Source organism: Sulfitobacter sp. R86518, from assembly GCF_042466275.1.
GTDB classification, from domain to species: domain Bacteria; phylum Pseudomonadota; class Alphaproteobacteria; order Rhodobacterales; family Rhodobacteraceae; genus Sulfitobacter; species Sulfitobacter pontiacus.
Genome location: NZ_JAXHCA010000010.1, coordinates 1 through 20,414 on the forward strand (window position 1 = coordinate 1; position 20,414 = coordinate 20,414).

Genomic DNA, 20,414 nt, shown 5'->3' on the forward strand with positions numbered 1-20,414 from the left:
CGACGCGCAGGCGTTGATGCAAAGCTTCCAGCACCATCAAGCCGCGCAATGCGGGATTTGCACACCGGGGATGATGATCTCTGCCGTGGCGCTGTTGCGCGAGGAGCCGCAGCCGAGCGCGGCGCAGGTGCAGGACGCCCTTGGCGGCGTGCTGTGTCGCTGTACCGGCTATCGCAAGATCATCGACGCGGTGGTCGGGGCCCATGCTGCCGACGGGCTGCCTGTCGCCTCTACCGCGCTTGGCCAGCCTGCGCGGCGGCTGGACGGGCAGGCCAAGGTCGACGGGTCAGAGGCGTTTGGCGATGACGTTGCCCCGGCCGGTGCTTTGGTCGCGCGGGTCATCCGCTCGCCCCATGCCTCGGCCGGATTTACCTTCGGCGATCTTGAGGCATGGCGCAGCGCGCAGCCCGGGATCCATTGCATCCTGACCGCAGATGACGTGCCCGGCCTCAACGCCTTTGGCGTGATCCCCGGCTTCATCGACCAGCCGGTTTTCGCTGTGAACCACATCCGGTTCCGGGGGGAGGCGGTGGCTTGCGTTGTAGGAGAGGCGGAGGCGATGATCGCCCTTGATCTGGAAAGCTTCCCTGTCCGTTGGTCGCCACAAACTGCGCTTGCCGATACCGATGCCGCGACCGCCCCCGACGCGCCACAGCTGTTCGAGGATCGCAAAGGGAACATCATGTGCGGCGGCTTCGTGCAATGCGGCGATGTGGAAGCCGCGCTCGACGCCGCCGACGTCACAGTCGAGGCGCAATATACCACCAGCTTTGTCGAACATGGCTATATCGAGCCAGAGGCAGGCTTTGCCCAAGTGATCGACGGGCGCATCCATGTGCATGCCTGCACCCAGGCACCGGGTATGGACCGCGAAGCACTGGCCGCGATCCTTGACCGTCCCATGGCCGACATCCGCATTGTGCCGACGGCGGTCGGGGGCGGTTTCGGATCAAAGATTGACCTGTCGTTGCAGCCCTTCATCGCGCTTGCCGCGCTCAAGACGGCTCGGCCCGTGCGCATGACCTACGCGCGCGCCGAGACGATGCAATCGACCACCAAACGCCACCCCGCGCAGATCACGATCAAGGTCGGGGCCAAGGCGGATGGGACGCTGTCGGGGCTGCGGTTCGACGGGGATTTCAACACCGGTGCCTATGCAAGCTGGGGCCCGACGGTCGCCAATCGCGTGCCGGTACATGCCTCTGGCCCCTACCACATCCCTGATTATCGCGCACGCAGCCGTGCCGTGCATACCCATTGCCCCCCCGCCGGCGCCTTTCGCGGCTTCGGCGTGCCGCAATCGGCCATCGCACAGGAAACCGCCTTTGACCTGCTGGCCGAAAAGCTGGGGCTTGATCCGCTTGAGTTCCGTTTGAAGAATGCGCTGGCGGACGGGGTGCCCACGGTCTGCGGGCAGGTGTTCGATCAGGGCGTCGGCATCGCCCCCTGCCTAGAGGCGCTGCGCCCCGCGTGGGAGGAGGCGAAAGCCGAATGCGCCCGGTTCAATGCAAAGAATGACACGGTGAAACGCGGTGTCGGGATCGCGGGGGCGTGGTACGGTTGCGGCAATACCTCGCTGCCGAACCCGTCGTCCATTCTGGCGGGCGTGCGGGCGGATGGCACGGTTGTGCTGCACCAAGGTGCAATGGACATCGGGCAGGGGGCCAATACGGTGATCCCGCAAATCTTTGCCCAAGCGCTTGGGCTGTCTGTCGAGGGGATCAAGATCCTGGGCGGTGACACCGATATCACGCCGGACGCGGGCAAAACCTCTGCCTCGCGGCAGACCTTTGTATCGGGCAACGCCGCGGTGAGGACCGGAGAGGCGCTGCGGGCGCAGATCCTGCGGCAGGTCAATGCGGGCCCCGCCGCACAGATCGGCTGCCAAGACGGGCAGCTCACGGTGACCGACGGCGGGCGCACGCAGCGCCTTGATCTGACGCGGCTGCCGGTCGATGCGCAGGGCTATGTGCTGCAGGCGCAAGAAAGCTATGATCCGCCGGTCAAACCGCTGGATGAAAACGGGCAGGGCATGCCCTATGCGCAGTTTGGCTATGCCGCGCATCTGGTGGTGGTCGAGGTGGATATCGCCCTTGGCCTGTGCCGCCCGCTGCGCTTTGTCGCCGCCCATGATGTGGGCCGCGCGATCAACCCGTTGCTGGTCGAGGGGCAGGTACAGGGCGGCATTGCCCAAGGGCTCGGTATGGCGCTGATGGAGGAATATATCCCCGGGCGCACCGAGAACCTGCATGACTATCTGGTGCCGACCATCGGCGACGTTCCCCCGATCGAGACGCTGATCCTGGAGGTGGCCGACGCCCACGGCCCCTACGGCGCGAAAGGTCTGGGCGAACACGTGCTGATCCCCACCGCCCCCGCGATCCTCAACGCGATCTACCATGCCACCGGTGCGCGCTTGACGCAGACACCGGCCACGCCGACGCGCCTGCGCGCCGCCCTGAAGGAGGCCGGACATGCCTGACGACCTGCGCGACCCCAAGCCTGTGAAAATCCGCTGCGATGCCTGCCCGGTGATGTGTTTCATCGCCGACGGCAAATCCGGCGCCTGCGACCGCTATGCCAACCACGCGGGCGAGCTGGTGCGGCTGGATCCGCTGACCGTGATCCAGTCGGGGGCCAAGGCCGTCGCTTTTCTGGATCAGGGCGACAACGCGCAAGATTGGGACGGCGACGTCATTCAGGGCGGGCGCGATTTCGTCACCGCCGTAGGGGCGGGGACCACCTATCCCGACTACAAACCCGCGCCCTTCATCGTCAGCCAAGAGGTCGAGGGCGTGGATATGATCACCGTCGTGACCGAGGGCATTTTTTCGTATTGCGGGGTCAAGGTGAAGATCGACACCGACCGCCACATCGGCGACGAGCGCGCCGTGGTGCGCGTTGACGGAGAGGCGATCGGCCATGTGATGACCTCTGAATACGGGTCCAAGATGCTGTCTTTGGGCGGGGTCGAACACCTGACGGGCGGCTCCAAGAAAGAGGGTCGCGTGACCTGTGACGCGCTGCTGCGCCTATGTAACCGTGAACCGGTCGAGGTCGCCATCGACGGCGGTGTCACCATGGTGGTCGAGGCGGGCAAAGCGCCGATCATCAACGGCGTTCCGGAAAAGCTGATGCGCGTGGGCTGTGGGTCAGCGACCATCGGGATGTTCGCCAAACAATGGCACGGGCATGTGGACGAGGTCGTCGTTGTCGATGATCACATCACCGGCGTGCTGACAGAACACGAGGCGGGCAAGGGGCTGGATATGACCCCCTCTGGCATCCGCGTGAACGGGCGACGGTCAACGCCGGGACGGTATTTTCAGGTGGCGGACCCCGGCACCGGATGGGGCGGCACCGATGTCGAAGACCCGCTGACCATCCTGCGTGACGCCGACCCGAAGCGTGCCTGGCCGGGGCTGCGGCTGCTGATGATCTCTACCACCGGAGAGCAATGGGCCTATTTCACGCTGGATGACGATCTGATCCCGCAACCCGCCAAGATCACGCCCGAGCTGCTGGTCGTCGCGGACCGCATCGCCGAGAATTGCGAACCCTCGCTTTGTTCGGTGCTGTTCATGGGGGGCGCGGGCGGCAGTCTGCGCGCTGGCGTGACAGAGAACCCCGTGCGGCTGACGCGGTCGGTCAAGGAATCGCTGACCCATGTGTCCTGCGGCGGGGCCGAGGCCTATGTCTGGCCGGGGGGCGGGATTACCGTCATGGTGGATGTCATGGATATGCCCACGAACTCTTTCGGTTATGTACCCACACCCGCGCTGGTGGCCCCGATCGAATTCACCCTGCGGCGCGAGGATTACGGCACGCTTGGCGGGCATATGGAGCATATCCAGCCCGTGCGCGATGTGGTCACCGATGATGTGCGACGGGTGGCGCAGCAACTGCTGCAACCAGACCCGAACGCGCGGGAAAACTACGGCTGGTCGAAGGACGAGACATGACGGCACAGGCGGCTCTTCTCCCCGGTGGCAGGCTGCACCTGTCCCACGGTCCGATTGATCTGGTCATCGGGGCGGATGGCGCACGTGATCTGGCGTTTCGCGCGGGTTTTGATCGCTTTGGCACGATCCTGTCCGAACTGACGGCAGAGCTGCCCCTGCTGCGCCGCCCTGTGGGCACCAAACCGAAAGGCAAGATCGCCCGCGCCATGTACCGCGCCGCCTTGCCCCATGCCGACGGGCTGACCACGCCAATGATCTGCGTCGCCGGTGCCGTCGCGGCAGAGGTCTTGTCGGCCATGGTGGATGCCGCCGATCTGACCCGCGCCTATGTAAACAACGGTGGCGATATCGCGCTGCATCTGACCGAGGGCGCGCGTTTTGTCGTGGGCATCGCGGGGCTGGACGGGCAGTCGCTTGGCACCGTCACGATCCGCAGCAATGACCCCATTCGCGGCATCGCCACCAGCGGGCAGGGCGGGCGCAGCCAGTCCTTGGGCATTGCCGACAGTGTCACCGTGCTGGCCCGATCCGCCGCGATGGCCGATGCCGCGGCGACAAGGTTGGGAAATGCCGTTGATCTGCCCGCACATCCTGCGATCCGGCGCAGCCCCGCCAACCAGTTGCACGACGACAGTGACCTTGGGGCGGCCCTGGTGGTGACCCATGTCGGGCCGCTCTCCCCTGCCGATGTTAACCAAGCGCTCAATGCAGGCGCGACAGCGGCGCAGGGTCTGCGCGACCGTGGCCTCATCTCTGGCACGGCGCTTTTTCTGCGCGACCAACATACTGTCATCGGCTTGCCCGAAACCCTGAAATCCCTAGTGAAAGCCCCCGAATATGCCTGAGGTTATGACCCGCAAAATCGTCACCAGCGTCGAAGAGATTTTCCACGAAGGCGGCCCCCGCGCCAATACGCCGCTGAAACGCGGGTCGGTCATGGCTGTGATCCAAAACCCCTATGCAGGCTCTTATATCGAGGACATCCAGCCCTTTATGGAAGACCTCAAACCGCTGGGAGTCGCGATGGCGCAAAAGCTGCTGGCGGCGCTCGGGGTCGAGGCGGCACAGATCGAAGGCTACGGCAAAGGCAGCATCGTCGGCACGGGCGGAGAGTTGGAGCACGGTGCGCTCTGGCACGCCCCCGGCGGCTATGCCATGCGCGACGTGCTTGGGGGGTCGAAGGCGATTGTGCCATCGACGAAAAAGGTCGGCGCGGCGGGGGTGCGGCTGGATGTGCCTGTGACCCATGTTGACGCGTCCTATGTCCGCAGCCATTTCGATTCAATCGAGGTCGGCCTGAATGACAGCCCCCGTGCCGATGAAATGGCAGTGATCCTTGTGATGACCACAGGGGCACGTATCCACAACCGCGCGGGCGGCTTGGATGCAAAGGAAATCGAAGGAAAGGATGGCCTGAGATGAGCGCCGAAATCCGCAAAATCGCCACTTGGGTCGAAGAAACTCACCGCGAGATCGGGCAGCAGATATCGCCCCCCACGCGCAAGGCCGTTGCTGTGGCCGTGATCAAAAACCCCTTTGCAGGCTCTTATACCGAGGACCTGACCCCGCTGATGGACATCGGCGCAGAGCTGGGGGGATTGCTGGGCGATAAATGTGTTGCGGCCCTTGGGATCACCCGCGCGCAGGCCGAAAGCTATGGCAAGGCCGCGATGGTGGGCGAGGGAGGAGAGTTGGAACACGCCGCCGCGATCCTGCACCCGAAACTGGGCGCACCGCTGCGGGTCGCGGTTGAAAAGGGGACCGCACTGGTGCCGTCGTCGAAAAAGATGGGCGGGCCGGGGCAGGTACTTGACGTGCCTTTAGGACACAAGGACGCCGCCTATGTGCGCAGCCATTTCGACGGGATCGAGGTGCGGTTGAACGATGCGCCGCGCGCGGGCGAGATACTGGTGGCCGTGGCTGTCACAAATTCCGGGCGCCCCTTGCCCCGTGTCGGCGGGCTGACCCATGCCGAGGCCGAAGGCAAAGACGGCCTGCGTTAGAGCCTATAGTTTCTCGAGCAGGGCCAGCAGCCGGTCCACTTCGCGCGGGGTGAGGTTGCCGACCGTCTCGGCCGAGATTTCCTGCGCGGTGGCAATCGCCTTGGCGGTCACCGCGATGCCTTCGTCGGTCAGCGAAATCTCCAGCCGCCGCATGTCGGTCTTTGACGGGGTGGAATGGACCAGCCCCTTTTTGCGCAACCGGTCGATCACGCCTTTGGTGGTCGCCGCGTCCATCCCGACCAGACGCCCCAGATGGTTCTGGCTGATCCGCGCCTCGTCGCGCAGCTTGGCCAGCACGGCGAATTGTGTCGGCGTGATATCCGGCATCCGCCGGTTAAAGATCTCAAGGTGGCGCTGGTTCGCGAGGCGCAGCTTGAACCCGATCTGTTGTTCCAACGCATAGTCTGCGGTCAGGGTCAGGTCTTGTGTGGTTTCAACCAAGGTTCTTATCCAGTGCTCTTGGGTCAATGCGTATAGATTAGGCACTATCATCCCACGGTTTCCATCTGGGGTCTATATCAGATGGGGTGTAAGAAATTGTTTGACAGCTAACAATTTTTTGGTCCTTCATGAAGCTGTGCAGAGCAAGGAGTGAACCGATGTCCTTTGTCAGAAACGCTTGGTACGTTGCGGGTTGGTCTACCGACTTTGGCGATGAGCTGGTGCCGCTGACATTGCTTGCGCAGAACCTAGTAGCCTACCGCACCAGCGATGGCCAGATCGCCGTGCTCGAAGATCGCTGCCCGCACCGGCTGCTGCCGCTGTCCAAGGGCAAGCGTATCGGCGACACCATTCAATGCGGCTATCACGGTATGACCTTTGGCGCGGACGGGGCCTGCGTGCGGGTGCCGGGGCAATCGAACCTGCCCAAATCCGCCTATGTTGACAGCTATCCGGTGCTGGAACGCTACGGCATTGTGTTCATCTGGATGGGCGACGCCGACAAGGCTGACCCCGCGCTTGCTTTCGATATGCCGGAATTGGGGCAAGAGGGGTGGCACGTCCACCATGGGGACAAGCTGCATATCCGCGCAAATTACCTCAACGTTGCCGAAAACCTTGTGGATCCGGCGCATGTCAGCTTTGTCCATCCGACGACATTGGGAAATGCGGCCTCCGAAAACGTACCCGTGCACGTCAAAACCGCAGATGAGGTGATCGTGGCATGGCGCTGGATCAGAGACGCGGAACCCATCGGCTTTTTCAAGGCATTCGGCGGCTTTAGCGGCAATGTGGACCGCTGGCATTATTACTATCTGCACATGCCCTCGACCGCCGTGATTGACTTTGGGTCGTCTGATGCAAAGCTTGAACTTCCCGAAGATCAGCGCAACAAAGGCGTGCGTATCTTTGCGCTCCATTTCGTCACACCCGTGACAGAGGACTATACGATCGACCACTGGATGCACCTGCGCAACACCGCCCTTGGCGATGACGCCGCGTCGGACCAAATGGACGCGATGTTCCGCGTTGCATTTGCCGAGGACAAGGCGATTTTGGAAGCCGTCCACCAAGAAGAACAGCGCCCCCAAAAACGCAAACCCATCCGCATCGCTATCGACAAAGCGCCCAACGTCTACCGCAAACGCATCCGCGACCGGATCGAGGCAGAGGCGACGGACGATCTGGGCGACCCCGTCGCACCGGTCTTTGTCCAGCATGACTGATCCATAAAAAGCAAAGCCGCAGCAGACGGCACACCCCAACACGAGAGGACCATCACATGAACAGAAAGACATTCCTGAACAGCGTCATAGGGGCCTTTGCCCTTGGCGTCACCGGCTTTGCCGCAGCGGCGCAGTCGGGCGACCCGATCAAAGTCGGAGAGATCAACCACTACAAACGTCTCGCCGCCTTTGCCGAGCCGTATAAACAGGGCATCGAACTAGCGCTTGAGGAAATCAACGCCGATGGCGGTGTGCTGGATCGCCCGCTCGAATTCATCTTCCGCGACGATCAGGGCGACCCCGGTGAAGCGATCAAAATCGCCGAAGAGCTGATGACCAGCGAAGGCACCGTGATGATCACCGGTTCGATCCTATCGAACGTCGGTCTGGCGATCTCCTCGGTCGCGGCGGAAAAGGGCTGGGTGTACCTCGCCGCCGAACCGCTGGCCGATGCCCTGACCTGGAGCCAAGGCAACCCCTGGACCTTCCGCCTGCGGACCTCGACCTATATGCAAGCCGCGATGCTGGCGGAACAGGCCGCCAAGACCGATGCCGTGAAATACGCGACCATCGCACCCAACTACGCCTACGGCAAAGACGCGGTGGCCGCCTTTAAGGAAGTGCTGACCGAACTGAAGCCCGAGGTCGAATTCGTCGGAGAGCAATGGCCCGCCCTGTTCAAGATCGACGCCGGTGCCGAGGTTCAGGCGCTGGAGCGGTCCAAGCCGGACGCGATCTATAACGTGACCTTCGGCCCCGACCTTGCCAAATTCGTCCGCGAAGGCACCACCCGTGGTCTGTTCGACGGGCGCACGATCTATGGCCTGCTTTCGGGCGAGCCGGAATACCTTGAACCACTGGCCGACGAAGCCCCCGAAGGCTGGGTGGTGACCGGTTATCCCTGGTATGACTTCTCGGACGAGGACGGCGCGAACAAGCCTTTCGTTGATGCCTATCAGGCGAAATTCGACGAAACGCCAAAGCTCGGCTCTCTCGTCGGCTATATGACCGCGCAAAGCATCGCCGCCGCGATCAGCAAGGCGGGATCGACCGAAGGCGACGCGATCCGTATGGCTTTCGAAGGGCTGGATGTAGCGACGCCCGTGGGCGACATCACTTTCCGCGAGATCGACAATCAGGCCACCATGGGCGCCTTTGTCGGGAAGACCATGCTCAAGGACGGTGCGGGCGTCATGACCGACTGGACCTATCTGGACGGCGCAGACTACCTGCCGTCTGACGAAGAGGTGTCGAAACTGCGTCCGGCAGAATAATCCGGACCCGCTGCCAAGGGGGGAGGCTCCCTTGGCAGCACTGACCCCCTCCCCAACATCAAGAGGTGCCCATGGGCCTTTTCATCGCACAGATTCTGACTGGGCTTGCCAATGCGGGTGCGCTCTTCATGGTTGCCTCTGGGCTGTCGCTGATCTTTGGCGTCACGCGGGTGGTGAATTTTGCCCATGGGTCGTTTTATATGCTGGGGGCTTATGTCGGCTATTCGCTGATGCAGGTGCTGCCGGGCATGGTCGGCTTCTGGGGTGCGATCCTGCTGGCGGGGCTGATCGTCGGGCTGATCGGGGTGATCGTCGAGATCTGCGTGCTGCGCCCTGTCTATAGCGCGCCTGAACTGTTCCAACTGGTCGCGACCTTTGGCGTGATCCTTGTCATTCAGGATCTGGCGCTGATGATCTGGGGCCCGCAAGATCTGCTGGGCCCGCGCGCGCCGGGGCTGAAAGGGGTGATCCGCATCATGGGGGAACCCGTGCCGCAATATGACATCGCGCTGATCATCATCACGCCCTTCGTCGCCATCGCCCTGTGGTATCTGATCACAAAAACCCGTGTCGGCACCTTGGTGCGCGCCGCCACCCAGGACCGCGAGATGGTCGGTGCCCTTGGGGTCAATCAGGCGTGGCTGTTCACGGGCGTCTTCTTTCTGGGCTGTGCGCTTGCAGGGCTTGGCGGCGCGTTGCAACTGCCCAAGGGTGGTGCCGATCTGTTGATGGATTTCAGCATTATCGGTGCGGTCTTTGTGGTCGTGGTCATCGGCGGCATGGGGTCGCTGCCGGGGGCCTATCTGGCGGCGGTGATCATCTCGGTCCTGAATGTGTTTGGCGTGACCTATGCGCCGCAATCGACGCTTGTGCTGATGTTTGTCGTCATGGTGATCGTCCTGATGTTCCGCCCCTTCGGCCTGCTCGGGAAAGAGGAGATCGCGGGCGAGCATGGCCAGACCGGAGAGCCGGAGCGCCCGATCAAGCCCGCGGGCAATCGGATGCGCTTGCTGGTGATGGCGGGGCTGTTCATCCTTGCGCTGCTGCCGTTCTACGGCGGGAATTTCGCCGTGGTGCTGGTGACCGACATCATGATCTTCTGCCTCTTCGCCGCCTCGCTGCATTTCATGCTGGGGCAGGGCGGGCTGGTCAGCTTTGGCCATGCGGCCTTCTTTGGCGGGGGGGCCTATGCCGCGGCGCTGTTTGTGACCTATGCCGACACCCCGATGGAGCTGGCGCTGGTGCTGGCCCCGATCTGCGCGGGGCTGGCCGCCGTGGTGATCGGCTGGGTCTGCCTGCGGTCCACCGGTGTCTACTTCGCCATGCTCACGCTTGCCTTCGGGCAACTACTCTGGAGCCTTGCGTTCCAGTGGGGCGATGTGACGGGGGGCGATGACGGGCTGGTCAACATCTGGCCGTCCGATTGGGCGTCGGACAATGATGTCTATTACTACCTCGCTTTTGTCTTCTGCATCGGGGGCATCCTGCTGCTGCGCCAAGCTGCGCATGCGCCCTTTGGCTATGCCATGCGCGCGGCCCGCGACAGTGCGCGCCAAGCCGAGGCGATGGGGATCAACACCAAACGCATTCAATGGGTCGCCTTTACCTTTGCGGGCATCATGGCGGGGCTCGCGGGCGGGCTGTTCGTCTTCTCCAAGGGCAGCATCTTCCCGAACGAGCTTGAAACCGCCCGCAGTTTCGACGCGCTGATCGTGGTGTTTCTGGGCGGGGTGAAGACCCTGTCGGGCGGCTGGGTCGGCGGAGCCTTCTTTGAGGGCGTCAAAGACTATCTGACCCGTTTCGAATACTGGCGCCTCGCCTTGGGCCTGCTGATCATCTTTGTCGTGATCCTTGGCCCCGAAGGCATCGTCGGATCGCTGCGCAAAGCGGGCGAACGCATTGGCCTGCTGAAAACACCGGAGGACGCGAAATGAGCCCGATCCTGTCTGTGCGCAACCTGTCCCGCAATTTCGGCGCCATCAAGGCGGTGGATGACGTGAGCTTTGATCTTGCCAAGGGCGAGCTGCTGGCGCTGATCGGCCCCAATGGCGCGGGCAAAAGCACCTGTTTCAATATGCTGATGGGGCAGCTCAAGCCGTCGTCGGGCACCGTGCAGCTGATGGGCAAGAACATCGCCGGCATGCAACCGCGCAAGATCTGGCGCATGGGGGTGGGGCGGACGTTCCAGATCACCGCGACCTATGCCTCGATGACCGTGGTCGAGAACGTGCAGATGGCGCTGATGTCGCATCACAAGCGGCTCTATTCCCTGACCACTTTCGCCCATAAACTCTACCGCGAAGAGGCGCTGGCGCTGCTTGATACCGTGGGCATGGCCGACCAGTCCGAACGCCACTGCGCGGTGCTGGCCTATGGCGACCTCAAACGGCTCGAACTGGCGGTTGCCCTCGCCAATGACCCGATCCTGCTGCTGATGGATGAACCCACCGCTGGCATGGCACCGCGCGAACGGATCGCGCTGATGCAGCTGACCGCCGATATACTAGAGCAACGGGGCATCAGCGTGTTGTTTACCGAACATGACATGGACGTGGTCTTTGCCCATTCGCACCGCATCATGGTGCTGAACCGTGGCCAGCTGATCGCCGACGGCACCGTTGACGAGATCCGCAACAACCCGCAGGTGCAAGAGGTCTATCTGGGCGGCGGCACCCTGTTCAAAGCGCAGGAGGATGCCCATGCTTGAGGTGAACGGCGTCAATTCATTCTACGGCAAGGCGCAGGTGCTGAATGACCTGAACTTTACCGTGGATCGCGGCACTGTCGTCGCCCTGCTGGGGCGCAATGGTGCGGGCAAGACCACGACGATGAAATCCATCATGCAGCTGGTGCGGCCACGGCAGGGCAAGATCATCTATCAGGGCCAGGACATCACCGGCTGGCCCAGCCACAAGGTCGCGCGCAACGGTCTGGGCTATGTCCCCGAGGAACGCCGGATTTTCACCCAGCTTACCGTGCTGGAAAACCTGGAGGTCGGCCGCCAGCCCCCCCGCGACGGCTGCACCATCTGGACCGAGGATATGGTGTTCGATCTGTTCCCCAACCTCGCCGAACGCCGTCACAACCGCGGCAAGGCGCTATCGGGGGGCGAGCAGCAGATGCTGACCATCGCCCGCACCCTGATGGGCAACCCCGCGTTCATCCTGCTGGACGAACCCTCCGAAGGCATCGCGCCGGTGATCGTCGAACAGATGGCCCGCGTGATCCTACAACTCAAGGCAGAGGGGCTGACGGTGCTGCTGTCCGAACAGAACCTGCATTTCGCGCAAGCGGTCGCCGATGGCGTGGTGATCATCGAACACGGCACACAGAAATTCGTCGGCACGCTCGCCGCGCTGCAATCGCAGCCGGAAATCCGGGATCAGTATCTGTCGGTTTAGGGGTGGTGCCCGCGATCACAAGGCTGGTTCAGGCAAAGGTCTCTGCCACGAGCTCTTTCGCGAAAGTCGGATCCAAGACGCCGCGGTTCAGCAGGCGATACCAGAATGCACCGTGGATCATGGTCGACAATACCTCGACGTTGCGCGCGGGTGAAAGCGCCCCGTCGTCCTGCGCCCGACGCAGCATCAGCGTCATCATCTGCTCGCGCGGCAGAACGAATTTGGCATGGAACGACGCGTGAAACTTCGCGTCTTGCTGTGACGATGCAATCAGCGACCGGATCGTTGCGCCGTCCAGCTTCAGGTGTTCGAAAACCTTGATCAGGAAGTCTTCAAGCTGCGCCCTATAGTCTTGCGCGCTATCCAAAGGCGGTTCAGCGGCATAAGAATTCGTCGCCTCGAAAATCGCGTCGAGGATGAGGTCCGCCTTTGTGTCCCAGCGATTGTATAGCGTTTGGCGCGCGACGCCCGCCTCGGCAATAATCGCCGCGATAGAGACTTTTTCGTACCCCGTTTCCCGCACAAGCCGCAGCGCGGCGGCCTTCAAAGCGGCGCTGGCTTCCTCATTCGCGGGGCGTCCGCCCGACTTCTTTACCGACATGCACAGCTCCTGTTCATCGATGCAGCGTGGTATGACGTTGATTGTTAGACTGCGATCTACTAAATGCAAGTAGACCGCAGTCTATTATCTCGTTGGAGCGAAGATGTCTCAAATTTCCCTATCCCCAAGCCGCGCGTTCGCTGTGACCGCGACCCTCGGCCTGCTCTCCCTTTTTCCGCCCTTGGCAACCGACATGTATCTGGCCGCCCTCGGCGATCTTGCGACGTCGATGGACGCCACCCATACGGCGGCCGAGCTGTCGCTCTCTCTCTTTTTTCTGGGGCTCTGTTTCGGGCAAATCCTGATCGGCCCGTTGACCGATACCTACGGGCGCAAGGGGCCGCTTTTGATCGGCACCGTCCTTTTCACCGTGACCTCTCTTGTTCTGCCGTTGCTCAGCGACATCGCGTGGTTCAACGCACTTCGTTTCATTCAGGCCATCGGGGCGAGCGCGGGCATGGTCGTGGGGCGCGCCATGGTCAAAGACCTGTACGAAGGGCGGAAGGCGGCGAAAGTCATGACGGTTCTTGTCATGTTGCTGACGCTTGGCCCCATCGCCTCGCCGACGTTGGGCAGCCTGTTGCTTGAAGCGTTTGGCTGGCGCTCCATCTTTGCGACGATGGCCCTTATCAGCCTTGTCGCGCTGGTCTTGTCCGTGATTACCTTGCCCGAGACATTGCCCGCCGAAGGCCGCCAGCCTCGGCCCTTCCGCACGGGTGCAAAAACCGCCAAGCGGCTCCTGTCCGAGCGCGGATTCCTCATCATGGCGCTGGTTGCGGGGCTTATTCAAAGCGGCATGTTCGCGTTTATCACGGGATCCTTCTGGGGTCTTCCAAGGGATCTTCGGGCTGAGTTCAGTCGGCTTTGGCCTCATGTTCGCGGCTATTGCGACCGCACTTATCATCTTTGGCCGCATCAATGGCATGCTGTTGAACCACTATAGCCCCGAACAGATCCTCACCGCCGTCTTGCCGCTGTTCTTCGCCGCTACTTTGGTGCTGGCGCTGCTGTCGCAGACAAGCTCGCTTCTGGTATTCGCCATCCCGCTGTGGATATCGATTGGCTGCGTCGGGCTGCTGTCGGCGAACGCGATGTCTATCGCGATGTCGCTGACAGAGAAAGGTGCCGGCATGGGATCGGCGTTGCTGGGGGCGATCCAGTTCGCCCTTGCCTTTGCCGTCTCTACCTCTGTCGCGATTGGCGGGGCGGGTACGGCGCTCCCCATGTCCCTTGGGCTTGTGGTCCCCGCGGGACTGGCAACGGTATTGTTCTTCGCGGCAGGGCGCTTCACCGTGCTCTCGTCATCGCGACTGACCTCCTAAGCCCGATGCGTGTTGAGGTGGGCAGCCGCAGCCGCCCCGACACCCGCGCAGGCGATCTGCGGTAAAGCGGACTGCCTGCGCGGGGGCTAGAGATGGCTCTTCTTGATCAAGGCGGCCTACACGCCTTTCACCAAGCGCAGCGCGTCATAAATCGCGGCGTGGGTGCCGCGGGCCGACACGGCATCGCCAATCCGAAACAGCTCAAACGCGCCACCCGACAGCGACATCCAAGCGTTACTGCACCGCATATATGAGCTGGGATATGTGTGCGGGCTGGCCGCTTGGCTGAGCACGATTTTACATAATCCTAATTATCAGTTACAGATTCCGCACAAAGGCGCGACAGGGAACGCGCCTCATTAGACGAGAACTGTTTCCTCTTTCGCCGGCGACAACGAACATCAGCGATAGCATCCCACGTCTCGATGCGGCTTCAGACGCCGGACGCCCCTATCTGGCGGCGGCCAATGCTGCGCGCAGGGTTTCTCTGTCACCGATATGGTTCGCGAGGATGAGGATCAGGCGGGCGTTGAATGCGTCGCTTTCGTCCTTGCTTCGCCCTTCATGTGCGCAAAGCAATTCATCATAGAACCCGTCCGGATCCTTGATGTTCGGTTGAAGGTTGAGCCCCATCGTTACTGCCCCTTTCCTGTTGCGATGCTTACTGCTGACCGGATGTCTGCGGCGCTTGCGCGGGCCCACCGTGCGGCGACATGTTGGTCCGGGCGGATCAGGTAGATGCCGCAGGGCGCGTCGCCGAGGTAGCGTGCCGCAATGGCACCGCTGGGATCGTCGGTTTGCGTGTTCAGCGTGACGGTGTTTACCGTGACCCCGCCCACCTCGGCCAGCGCGGGCGGGTCGGTATTGATCGCCAGAACGGTGAACACGCCGCCCACTACATCCAGCAAGAAGCCGTCCCTCAAGGGCGCGTCGCTGCAGGTGGCGCCAACACGGCTTGTCGCGGGTCCATTCAGCGCATCGGGGCCGTTCAGTGACAGCCCGTCATAGACACATGGCACGGACAAACGACCGGAATTCACCAAGGGCCGCGCAAAGGGGTGACGGTGTGCGAGGTTCAACACCGCATTGCGGAAAATCTTGCTCATCTCTGTTTTGGGGGTAAGGAAATCCGTTGCGCGGGTGGAATTCAGGATATTCTCGTCAGCGCCGTGGACCCGCTCTTGCGAATAGCTGTCGAGCAGGCGGTCGGGTGCCAAGCCCTTGATCACCAGATCAAGTTTCCACGCCAGATTGTCCGCGTCCTGCACGCCGGAGTTGGCCCCCCGCGCCCCGAAGGGAGAGACCTGATGCGCGCTGTCGCCCGCAAAGAGCACCCTGCCGTGCCGAAACTTTTCCATTCGCCGACATTGGAACGTGTAGATGGAGGTCCATTCGAGCTCGTATTCCGCCCCCTCGCCCAACATGGCATCCACGCGGGCGCGGATATTCTCGGGGTTCAGTTCCTTGGCGCGGTCAATGTCCCACCCCAGTTGGAAATCGATCCGCCAAATGTCATCGGGCTGCTTGTGGAGAAGCGCCGACGCGCCGCTGTCTTTGAAGGGCGGCTCGAACCAGAACCAGCGTTCGGTCGGGAAATCGGCTTTCATCTTTACGTCAGCGATCAGGAAATTATCCTCGAACACGCGGCCCTCAAAGCTCAGGCCCAGCATCTCGCGCGTGGGAGACCGTGCGCCATCGCAAGCGACCAGCCAGTCGGCCTCAAGCTGGTAGGGGCCGTCGGGTGTGTTGATATCCAGCACCACGTGATCGCCCTGCGGTGTCACCCCCGTGACCCCGTTGCGCCCGCGGATTTCAATGGGCGCGCCGTCAGATTGCGCCACACGGATTTCATCCACGAGGTATTTCTCGAAATAGGGCTGTTGCAGGTTGATAAACGCCGGAGCCTTATGGCCGTCTTCGGGTTGCAGGTTGAATTCGAACACCCTTTCATCGCCATGAAACACCTTGCCGACGTTCCACTGAACGCCCTTGTCGATCATCGCTTTGCCCGCGCCAAGGCGGTCGCAGATCTCGAGCGTGCGTTTCGCAAAACAGATGGCGCGACTGCCCTGTCCGACACCTTCGTGATCATCCAATACCACAACTGGCGTGCCCTTGCGCCCAAGATCAAGCGCCAGCGCCATACCGATGGGCCCGCCCCCGACGATCACCACAGGGTGACGCCGGGGGGCAAGATCCTGATCCGCTCCCTTTAGGTAAGGGTATAGTTTGAACGCGATATCATACCGGACGTCGACCATGGTTTGCCCTCCCAGACCCGGCCTTAGCCCTGCAACTGCGCCCACATTTCCAGATCGCGCTTGTCTGTCCAGATACGCGGATGCCAGATGCCGCGGGCCTCGTCGAAGGCGCGGCTGACGTTGAACGGCAGGCAGTGCTCGTAGATCGCGTAATCCTTGAACTTCGGGTCGCATTCCGCGCGCACCGCATCCCATGCCTCTTTCAACGTGCCGCCTTTCATGGCGACCCGCTGCGCTGGCTTGAAGGTGCTTTCGACGAAATCACGCGTGCTTTCAATCGCACGTTCAACGGCGTCCTTGCCGATCAAGGCACCCCCCCGTCCCGGTGCGATCGCATCCACGTCATAGGCCTTGATGTTATCGAGCGTTTGCCCCCAGTCGCCGAAGTATCCGTCGCCGCAATAGCAGGCCGAATGATCCTCCACGATATCGCCCGTGAACATAACGTTCTGATCCGGCACATGGATCACCGCATCACCCGCCGTATGGGCGCGGCCGATGTGTTTGATATCAACGCGACGTTTGCCCAGATAGACGGTCATGCTGTCGCTGAATGTGGTGGTCGGGTAGGTCAGCCCGGGGATTGATTCATGCCCCTCGAACAATCGGGGAAAGCGTTGGAACTCGCTGTCCCAATCTTCCTGTCCGCGTTCCTCGACCATCGCGCGGGCAACGTCGGACATGATGATCTGCTGTGCCCCATAGGCAGAGGCCCCCAACACGCGCACCGCGTGATAATGGGTCAGCACCACGTGGCTGATCGGCTTGTCGGTGACTTCGCGCACCTTCTCGATGACCTTATTGGCCAGACGCGGCGTCGCCTGTGCCTCTACAATCATGACGCTGTCATCGCCGATGATCACGCCCGAATTCGGGTCGCCTTCCGCGGTGAAGGCCCACAGGCCCTCGCCGACTTCGTCGAAGGTGACTTTCTTTTCTGTCATATCCCCTTGGGATGCGAATGCTTTTGCCATGGTTCTGGTCCTTCTATTTAGGGGAATTTGTTGCGGATCGAACGGTGCTTTGGCACCTGCCCGACCCCACCTGATACCCGTCACGCCCTGCGGTACCGCGCCGGGTCAACGTTGTGCTTTTACCGGCCGGAGTCCGCTTCATTTCTTGCTCGGTGTCCCGTCGAACTTCTTTTCGATGTCTGCCCAGCAATCGATGTAATCATCCTGCAAGGGGGCCTCCTGTCCGGCGAATTTCGTGAGTTGCTGCGGGAAGCGGGTCTCGAACATGAACGACATCGTGTTGTCGAGCTTTTGGGCCGTCAGCTCTGCGTTGGAGGCCCCCTCGAAGGCATTGCGATCAGGCCCGTGCGGCAGCATCATGTTGTGCAAGCTGATCCCGCCGGGAATAAAGCCTTTGGGCTTGGCGTCATACTGGCCGTAGATATTACCCATCAATTCGGACATGATATTCTTGTGATACCACGGCGGGCGGAACGTATCTTCCGCCACCATCCAGCGTTCCCGGAACAAGACAAAGTCGATATTCGCCGTACCTTCGACACCGGACGGCGCGGTGAGAACGGTAAAGATCGACGGGTCAGGATGGTCGAACAGCACCGCCCCCACGGGACAATAGGTGCGCAAGTCATATTTCACCGGCGCGTAGTTCCCGTGCCATGCCACCACATCAAGCGGTGACTGCCCGATCTTGGTTTCATGGAACTCCCCGCACCATTTCACCGTCACGGTAGAGGGGACTTCGCGGTCTTCAAACGCGGCAACGGGTGCTTTGAAATCGCGCGGGTTGGCCATGCAGTTGGCCCCGATCGGCCCACGATTTGGCAGCTCGAACTTTTGGCAGTAGTTCTCGCAGACGAACCCGCGGCACGGCCCTTCAAGCACTTCGACACGGTAGACCAGCCCCCGCGGGATGATCGCGATTTCCTGCGGCGCGAGATCAATGATCCCCAGTTCAGTCGAAAACCGAAGGCGACCTTCCTGCGGGACGATCAGCATCTCGCTGTCGGCAGAATAGAAATACGCATCAACCATGGAGGCATTCACAAGATACACATGGGTCGCCATGCCGACCTGCGTATGGACATCCCCCGCCGTCGTCATCGTGCGCATCCCCGTCAGCCATGTCAGCGGCGTGTCTGTGTGCGGCAGCGGATCCCAGCGATATTGCCCAAGGCTCGTGACGTCCGCGACGATGTTGGGCGCGGATTTCCAAAGGGGCAGATCGATCTTGTGATACCGGTGCGAGTGTTTGACCGACGGGCGAATGCGGTAGCACCAGGTACGTTCGTTCTGATGGCTTGGCGCCGTAAAGGCAGTCCCGCTAAGCTGCTCACCATAAAGCCCGTAGTTGCATTTTTGCGGGCTGTTCATCCCTTGCGGCAAGGCATCCGGCAGCGCCTCTGTCTCGAAATCATTCCCGAAGCCCGGCATATAACCGGCGTTGGCCCCGGGAAGAGACGGGGCTTGGGTCATACGGGTCGGATGTTTTTCGACAGTCATACTCGGCTCCTCGCGTTCCACTAGCGATTGCCTAAAGGTTGCATTTGTAACTAACAACTGGTTTTTTAGCGCTGCGACAAGAAGGGGTGCAAGGGATCGGAAAAACATCTGGCGTCATTTCCGCCGCGCCAATGTCGGCCCCACTACAGCCGCCGGACACGTCCCGAACAGATAACGGCACCCTAGCACGGCATCCTTGCAAAAACCGTTCTGGACTTCACAACGCCTGTGCGCATTATCTACCGTTTGGTCTATGCAACGCCCAAAGCGCATATTGGAGAAGAATATATGAAAACGATAGTTCTCGCTGTTTTCAGCCTGCAGGGGAATGGTGCAGAGCGCGTTGTTCAAACACTGGCGCGAAATATAAACGCATTGGGTGGCACGGCGCATATCGTTATATTTAAAGACACTATTGATCTGCCGCTAGATAACGGAGTTCATATCCATAAATTTCCGTACCGTGCTTTTCGATCGCTACCTCGAAAACTCCGCCCCAAGATTGCGGCGAAATTTTTTGACCGATTTATCAGGAAGAACATCGGGACGCCTGATCTGGTGCTTTCCAACCTTCATCCCGTCGATTTTATTCTTTCAAAGAGCCGGCTCCCGAATATTCATTTTATCATGCATAATAATACGTCGCAGGAGTATGCTCTTGATGGTGCCGCAGACCCTCGCCTCAATCGACTGAAGCAGATCTACAGCGGAAAAAAATGTATCTGCGTTAGCAAGGGCGTCGAAGAGGACATGCAGGCGCTGTTTGGGAAATCGCTAGAGACCCGCACAATCTATAACCCGGTCGAACCGGCTTTGATCCAACGACAGGCTGATGAACCGGTGCCACCCCGGAAGGACTATATCGTCAACGTAGGCAAGTTCAAAAAAGCCAAGCGCCACGATCGTCTGCTACATGCATATGCGCAGGCAAAGACCCCGTATGACCTGCTGCTCGTCGGGACCGGACCCTTGCTGGAGGAAACCAAAGCATTGGCGCAGTCTTTGGGCATCGCGGACCGCGTGCATTTTGTGGGCTTCCAGAAAAACCCGTTCCCGTTGATCAAAGCGGCAAAATTCATGGTTGTATCGTCGGAATATGAAGGGCTGAACATGACGATCCTCGAAGCGATTGCCCTTGGTGTCCCCGTCATCAGCACGGATTGCCCCTCGGGGCCGGCTGAAATACTGCCCACACAAAATCTCGTGTCACCACCCGATAACATCGAAGCGCTTTCAGCCCGAATGACGCAAGCCTCAGACAACCCGGAGCGCTTCAGGATCGACTTCCCCGAAAAGTTCGATGCCAAGGCCGTGACCCGCGCTTATATGAGCCTCAGCGCTTGATGGATGTGTCCGGAAACATTTGACGACAAGACGGTGTGACGTCCTTGGGGCTTAATACTCCGCACTCAATATGCCCACGCGATACATAGCTTTCGTAGTCCGGTC

The 20,414-nt window shown here is 61.1% G+C and carries 20 protein-coding genes; 13 read left to right on the top strand and 7 right to left on the bottom strand.

Annotated features, from left to right (window positions below):
- From SJY36_RS18085 to SJY36_RS18105, 5 genes are all read left to right on the top strand, one after another.
- Nucleotides 1–2,482, top strand: a 2,482-nt coding sequence (locus SJY36_RS18085; RefSeq protein ID WP_386176776.1) for a molybdopterin-dependent oxidoreductase, incomplete at its 5' end; no start/stop codon positions are given.
- On the top strand, nucleotides 2,475–3,962 hold the full coding sequence (locus tag SJY36_RS18090) for a 6-hydroxynicotinate reductase (protein WP_386176777.1): 1,488 nt from the start codon (nucleotides 2,475–2,477) through the stop codon (nucleotides 3,960–3,962). The genes SJY36_RS18085 and SJY36_RS18090, both read left to right, overlap by 8 nt.
- A complete protein-coding gene (locus SJY36_RS18095) occupies nucleotides 3,959–4,807 on the top strand; it encodes a UPF0280 family protein (protein ID WP_386176778.1) in 849 nt (282 codons plus the stop codon). The genes SJY36_RS18090 and SJY36_RS18095 overlap by 4 nt, the downstream gene beginning before the upstream one ends.
- On the top strand, nucleotides 4,800–5,384 hold the full coding sequence (locus tag SJY36_RS18100; RefSeq protein WP_037941918.1) for an amino acid synthesis family protein: 585 nt from the start codon (nucleotides 4,800–4,802) through the stop codon (nucleotides 5,382–5,384). The genes SJY36_RS18095 and SJY36_RS18100 overlap by 8 nt, the downstream gene beginning before the upstream one ends.
- Nucleotides 5,381–5,965 carry an amino acid synthesis family protein gene (locus SJY36_RS18105; RefSeq protein WP_386176779.1) on the top strand — a complete coding sequence of 195 codons (585 nt, stop codon included), beginning with the start codon at nucleotides 5,381–5,383 and terminating at the stop codon, nucleotides 5,963–5,965. Before SJY36_RS18100 ends, SJY36_RS18105 begins: the two co-directional genes overlap by 4 nt.
- 3 nt (nucleotides 5,966–5,968) lie before the next feature.
- Here SJY36_RS18105 and SJY36_RS18110 read toward each other — a convergent pair whose 3' ends face one another.
- Entirely contained in the window at nucleotides 5,969–6,406 is a 438-nt protein-coding gene (locus SJY36_RS18110; RefSeq protein ID WP_005848896.1) for a MarR family winged helix-turn-helix transcriptional regulator, read from the bottom strand.
- 158 nt (nucleotides 6,407–6,564) lie between these two features.
- Between SJY36_RS18110 and SJY36_RS18115 the strand changes: the two genes are divergently transcribed.
- The 5 genes from SJY36_RS18115 to SJY36_RS18135 all read left to right on the top strand — a co-directional run bounded on the left by SJY36_RS18115 (nucleotide 6,565) and on the right by SJY36_RS18135 (nucleotide 12,307).
- Nucleotides 6,565–7,632, top strand: a complete 1,068-nt coding sequence (locus tag SJY36_RS18115; protein WP_132997984.1) for an aromatic ring-hydroxylating dioxygenase subunit alpha — start codon at nucleotides 6,565–6,567, stop codon at nucleotides 7,630–7,632.
- 56 nt (nucleotides 7,633–7,688) lie between these two features.
- Nucleotides 7,689–8,906: an ABC transporter substrate-binding protein gene (locus SJY36_RS18120; protein ID WP_386176780.1), complete on the top strand. Its 1,218-nt coding sequence runs from the start codon at nucleotides 7,689–7,691 to the stop codon at nucleotides 8,904–8,906.
- 71 nt (nucleotides 8,907–8,977) lie between these two features.
- Complete coding sequence (locus SJY36_RS18125; RefSeq protein ID WP_005848902.1) at nucleotides 8,978–10,840, top strand: ABC transporter permease; 1,863 nt, start codon at nucleotides 8,978–8,980, stop codon at nucleotides 10,838–10,840.
- Entirely contained in the window at nucleotides 10,837–11,613 is a 777-nt protein-coding gene (locus SJY36_RS18130; RefSeq protein ID WP_074636781.1) for an ABC transporter ATP-binding protein, read from the top strand. Before SJY36_RS18125 ends, SJY36_RS18130 begins: the two co-directional genes overlap by 4 nt.
- Nucleotides 11,606–12,307 (top strand): ABC transporter ATP-binding protein, encoded by a 702-nt coding sequence (locus tag SJY36_RS18135; RefSeq protein ID WP_386176781.1) that lies wholly within the window; start codon nucleotides 11,606–11,608, stop codon nucleotides 12,305–12,307. Before SJY36_RS18130 ends, SJY36_RS18135 begins: the two co-directional genes overlap by 8 nt.
- A gap of 28 nt (nucleotides 12,308–12,335) precedes the next feature.
- On the opposite strand, the gene SJY36_RS18140 is transcribed toward SJY36_RS18135, so the two are convergent.
- Nucleotides 12,336–12,908, bottom strand: coding sequence for a TetR/AcrR family transcriptional regulator (locus SJY36_RS18140; protein ID WP_386176782.1), 573 nt, complete (start codon nucleotides 12,906–12,908; stop codon nucleotides 12,336–12,338).
- 103 nt (nucleotides 12,909–13,011) lie between these two features.
- On the opposite strand from SJY36_RS18140, the gene SJY36_RS18145 reads away from it, so the two are divergent.
- The gene (locus SJY36_RS18145; RefSeq protein ID WP_386176783.1) at nucleotides 13,012–13,851 is read left to right on the top strand and encodes a Bcr/CflA family efflux MFS transporter; all 840 of its coding nucleotides are present in this window, start codon (nucleotides 13,012–13,014) and stop codon (nucleotides 13,849–13,851) included.
- A complete protein-coding gene (locus tag SJY36_RS18150; RefSeq protein WP_386176784.1) occupies nucleotides 13,832–14,230 on the top strand; it encodes a hypothetical protein in 399 nt (132 codons plus the stop codon). Before SJY36_RS18145 ends, SJY36_RS18150 begins: the two co-directional genes overlap by 20 nt.
- Before the next feature lie 116 nt (nucleotides 14,231–14,346).
- Here the strand turns inward: SJY36_RS18150 and SJY36_RS18155 are convergent, their stop codons facing one another.
- The 5 genes from SJY36_RS18155 to hmgA form a co-directional block, all read right to left on the bottom strand.
- Nucleotides 14,347–14,478 carry a hypothetical protein gene (locus SJY36_RS18155; RefSeq protein WP_386176876.1) on the bottom strand — a complete coding sequence of 44 codons (132 nt, stop codon included), beginning with the start codon at nucleotides 14,476–14,478 and terminating at the stop codon, nucleotides 14,347–14,349.
- Between the two features lie 202 nt (nucleotides 14,479–14,680).
- Nucleotides 14,681–14,863 carry a DUF2783 domain-containing protein gene (locus SJY36_RS18160; RefSeq protein WP_074636951.1) on the bottom strand — a complete coding sequence of 61 codons (183 nt, stop codon included), beginning with the start codon at nucleotides 14,861–14,863 and terminating at the stop codon, nucleotides 14,681–14,683.
- 2 nt (nucleotides 14,864–14,865) lie between these two features.
- Nucleotides 14,866–16,491 (bottom strand): FAD-dependent oxidoreductase, encoded by a 1,626-nt coding sequence (locus tag SJY36_RS18165; RefSeq protein ID WP_386176785.1) that lies wholly within the window; start codon nucleotides 16,489–16,491, stop codon nucleotides 14,866–14,868.
- 23 nt (nucleotides 16,492–16,514) lie between these two features.
- A complete protein-coding gene (locus SJY36_RS18170; RefSeq protein WP_005848911.1) occupies nucleotides 16,515–17,465 on the bottom strand; it encodes an MBL fold metallo-hydrolase in 951 nt (316 codons plus the stop codon).
- 138 nt (nucleotides 17,466–17,603) lie between these two features.
- Nucleotides 17,604–18,965, bottom strand: a complete 1,362-nt coding sequence (gene hmgA / locus SJY36_RS18175; protein WP_386176786.1) for a homogentisate 1,2-dioxygenase — start codon at nucleotides 18,963–18,965, stop codon at nucleotides 17,604–17,606.
- 228 nt (nucleotides 18,966–19,193) lie between these two features.
- Between hmgA and SJY36_RS18180 the strand changes: the two genes are divergently transcribed.
- Nucleotides 19,194–20,309, top strand: a complete 1,116-nt coding sequence (locus SJY36_RS18180) for a glycosyltransferase (protein WP_386176787.1) — start codon at nucleotides 19,194–19,196, stop codon at nucleotides 20,307–20,309.
- Nucleotides 20,310–20,414: the final 105 nt, after the last annotated feature.

Excerpts from the sequence above, each read along its gene's own strand:
- SJY36_RS18090 (WP_386176777.1), top strand. The coding sequence starts at position 2,475 with ATGCCTGACGACCTGCGCGACCCCAAGCCTGTGAAAATCCGCTGCGAT.
- SJY36_RS18095 (WP_386176778.1), top strand. The coding sequence starts at position 3,959 with ATGACGGCACAGGCGGCTCTTCTCCCCGGTGGCAGGCTGCACCTGTCC.
- SJY36_RS18100 (WP_037941918.1), top strand. The coding sequence starts at position 4,800 with ATGCCTGAGGTTATGACCCGCAAAATCGTCACCAGCGTCGAAGAGATT.
- SJY36_RS18105 (WP_386176779.1), top strand. The coding sequence starts at position 5,381 with ATGAGCGCCGAAATCCGCAAAATCGCCACTTGGGTCGAAGAAACTCAC.
- SJY36_RS18115 (WP_132997984.1), top strand. The coding sequence starts at position 6,565 with ATGTCCTTTGTCAGAAACGCTTGGTACGTTGCGGGTTGGTCTACCGAC.
- SJY36_RS18120 (WP_386176780.1), top strand. The coding sequence starts at position 7,689 with ATGAACAGAAAGACATTCCTGAACAGCGTCATAGGGGCCTTTGCCCTT.
- SJY36_RS18125 (WP_005848902.1), top strand. The coding sequence starts at position 8,978 with ATGGGCCTTTTCATCGCACAGATTCTGACTGGGCTTGCCAATGCGGGT.
- SJY36_RS18130 (WP_074636781.1), top strand. The coding sequence starts at position 10,837 with ATGAGCCCGATCCTGTCTGTGCGCAACCTGTCCCGCAATTTCGGCGCC.
- SJY36_RS18135 (WP_386176781.1), top strand. The coding sequence starts at position 11,606 with ATGCTTGAGGTGAACGGCGTCAATTCATTCTACGGCAAGGCGCAGGTG.
- SJY36_RS18140 (WP_386176782.1), bottom strand. The coding sequence starts at position 12,908 with ATGTCGGTAAAGAAGTCGGGCGGACGCCCCGCGAATGAGGAAGCCAGC.
- SJY36_RS18145 (WP_386176783.1), top strand. The coding sequence starts at position 13,012 with ATGTCTCAAATTTCCCTATCCCCAAGCCGCGCGTTCGCTGTGACCGCG.
- SJY36_RS18150 (WP_386176784.1), top strand. The coding sequence starts at position 13,832 with ATGCTGTTGAACCACTATAGCCCCGAACAGATCCTCACCGCCGTCTTG.
- SJY36_RS18155 (WP_386176876.1), bottom strand. The coding sequence starts at position 14,478 with ATGCGGTGCAGTAACGCTTGGATGTCGCTGTCGGGTGGCGCGTTTGAG.
- SJY36_RS18160 (WP_074636951.1), bottom strand. The coding sequence starts at position 14,863 with ATGGGGCTCAACCTTCAACCGAACATCAAGGATCCGGACGGGTTCTAT.
- SJY36_RS18165 (WP_386176785.1), bottom strand. The coding sequence starts at position 16,491 with ATGGTCGACGTCCGGTATGATATCGCGTTCAAACTATACCCTTACCTA.
- SJY36_RS18170 (WP_005848911.1), bottom strand. The coding sequence starts at position 17,465 with ATGGCAAAAGCATTCGCATCCCAAGGGGATATGACAGAAAAGAAAGTC.
- hmgA (WP_386176786.1), bottom strand. The coding sequence starts at position 18,965 with ATGACTGTCGAAAAACATCCGACCCGTATGACCCAAGCCCCGTCTCTT.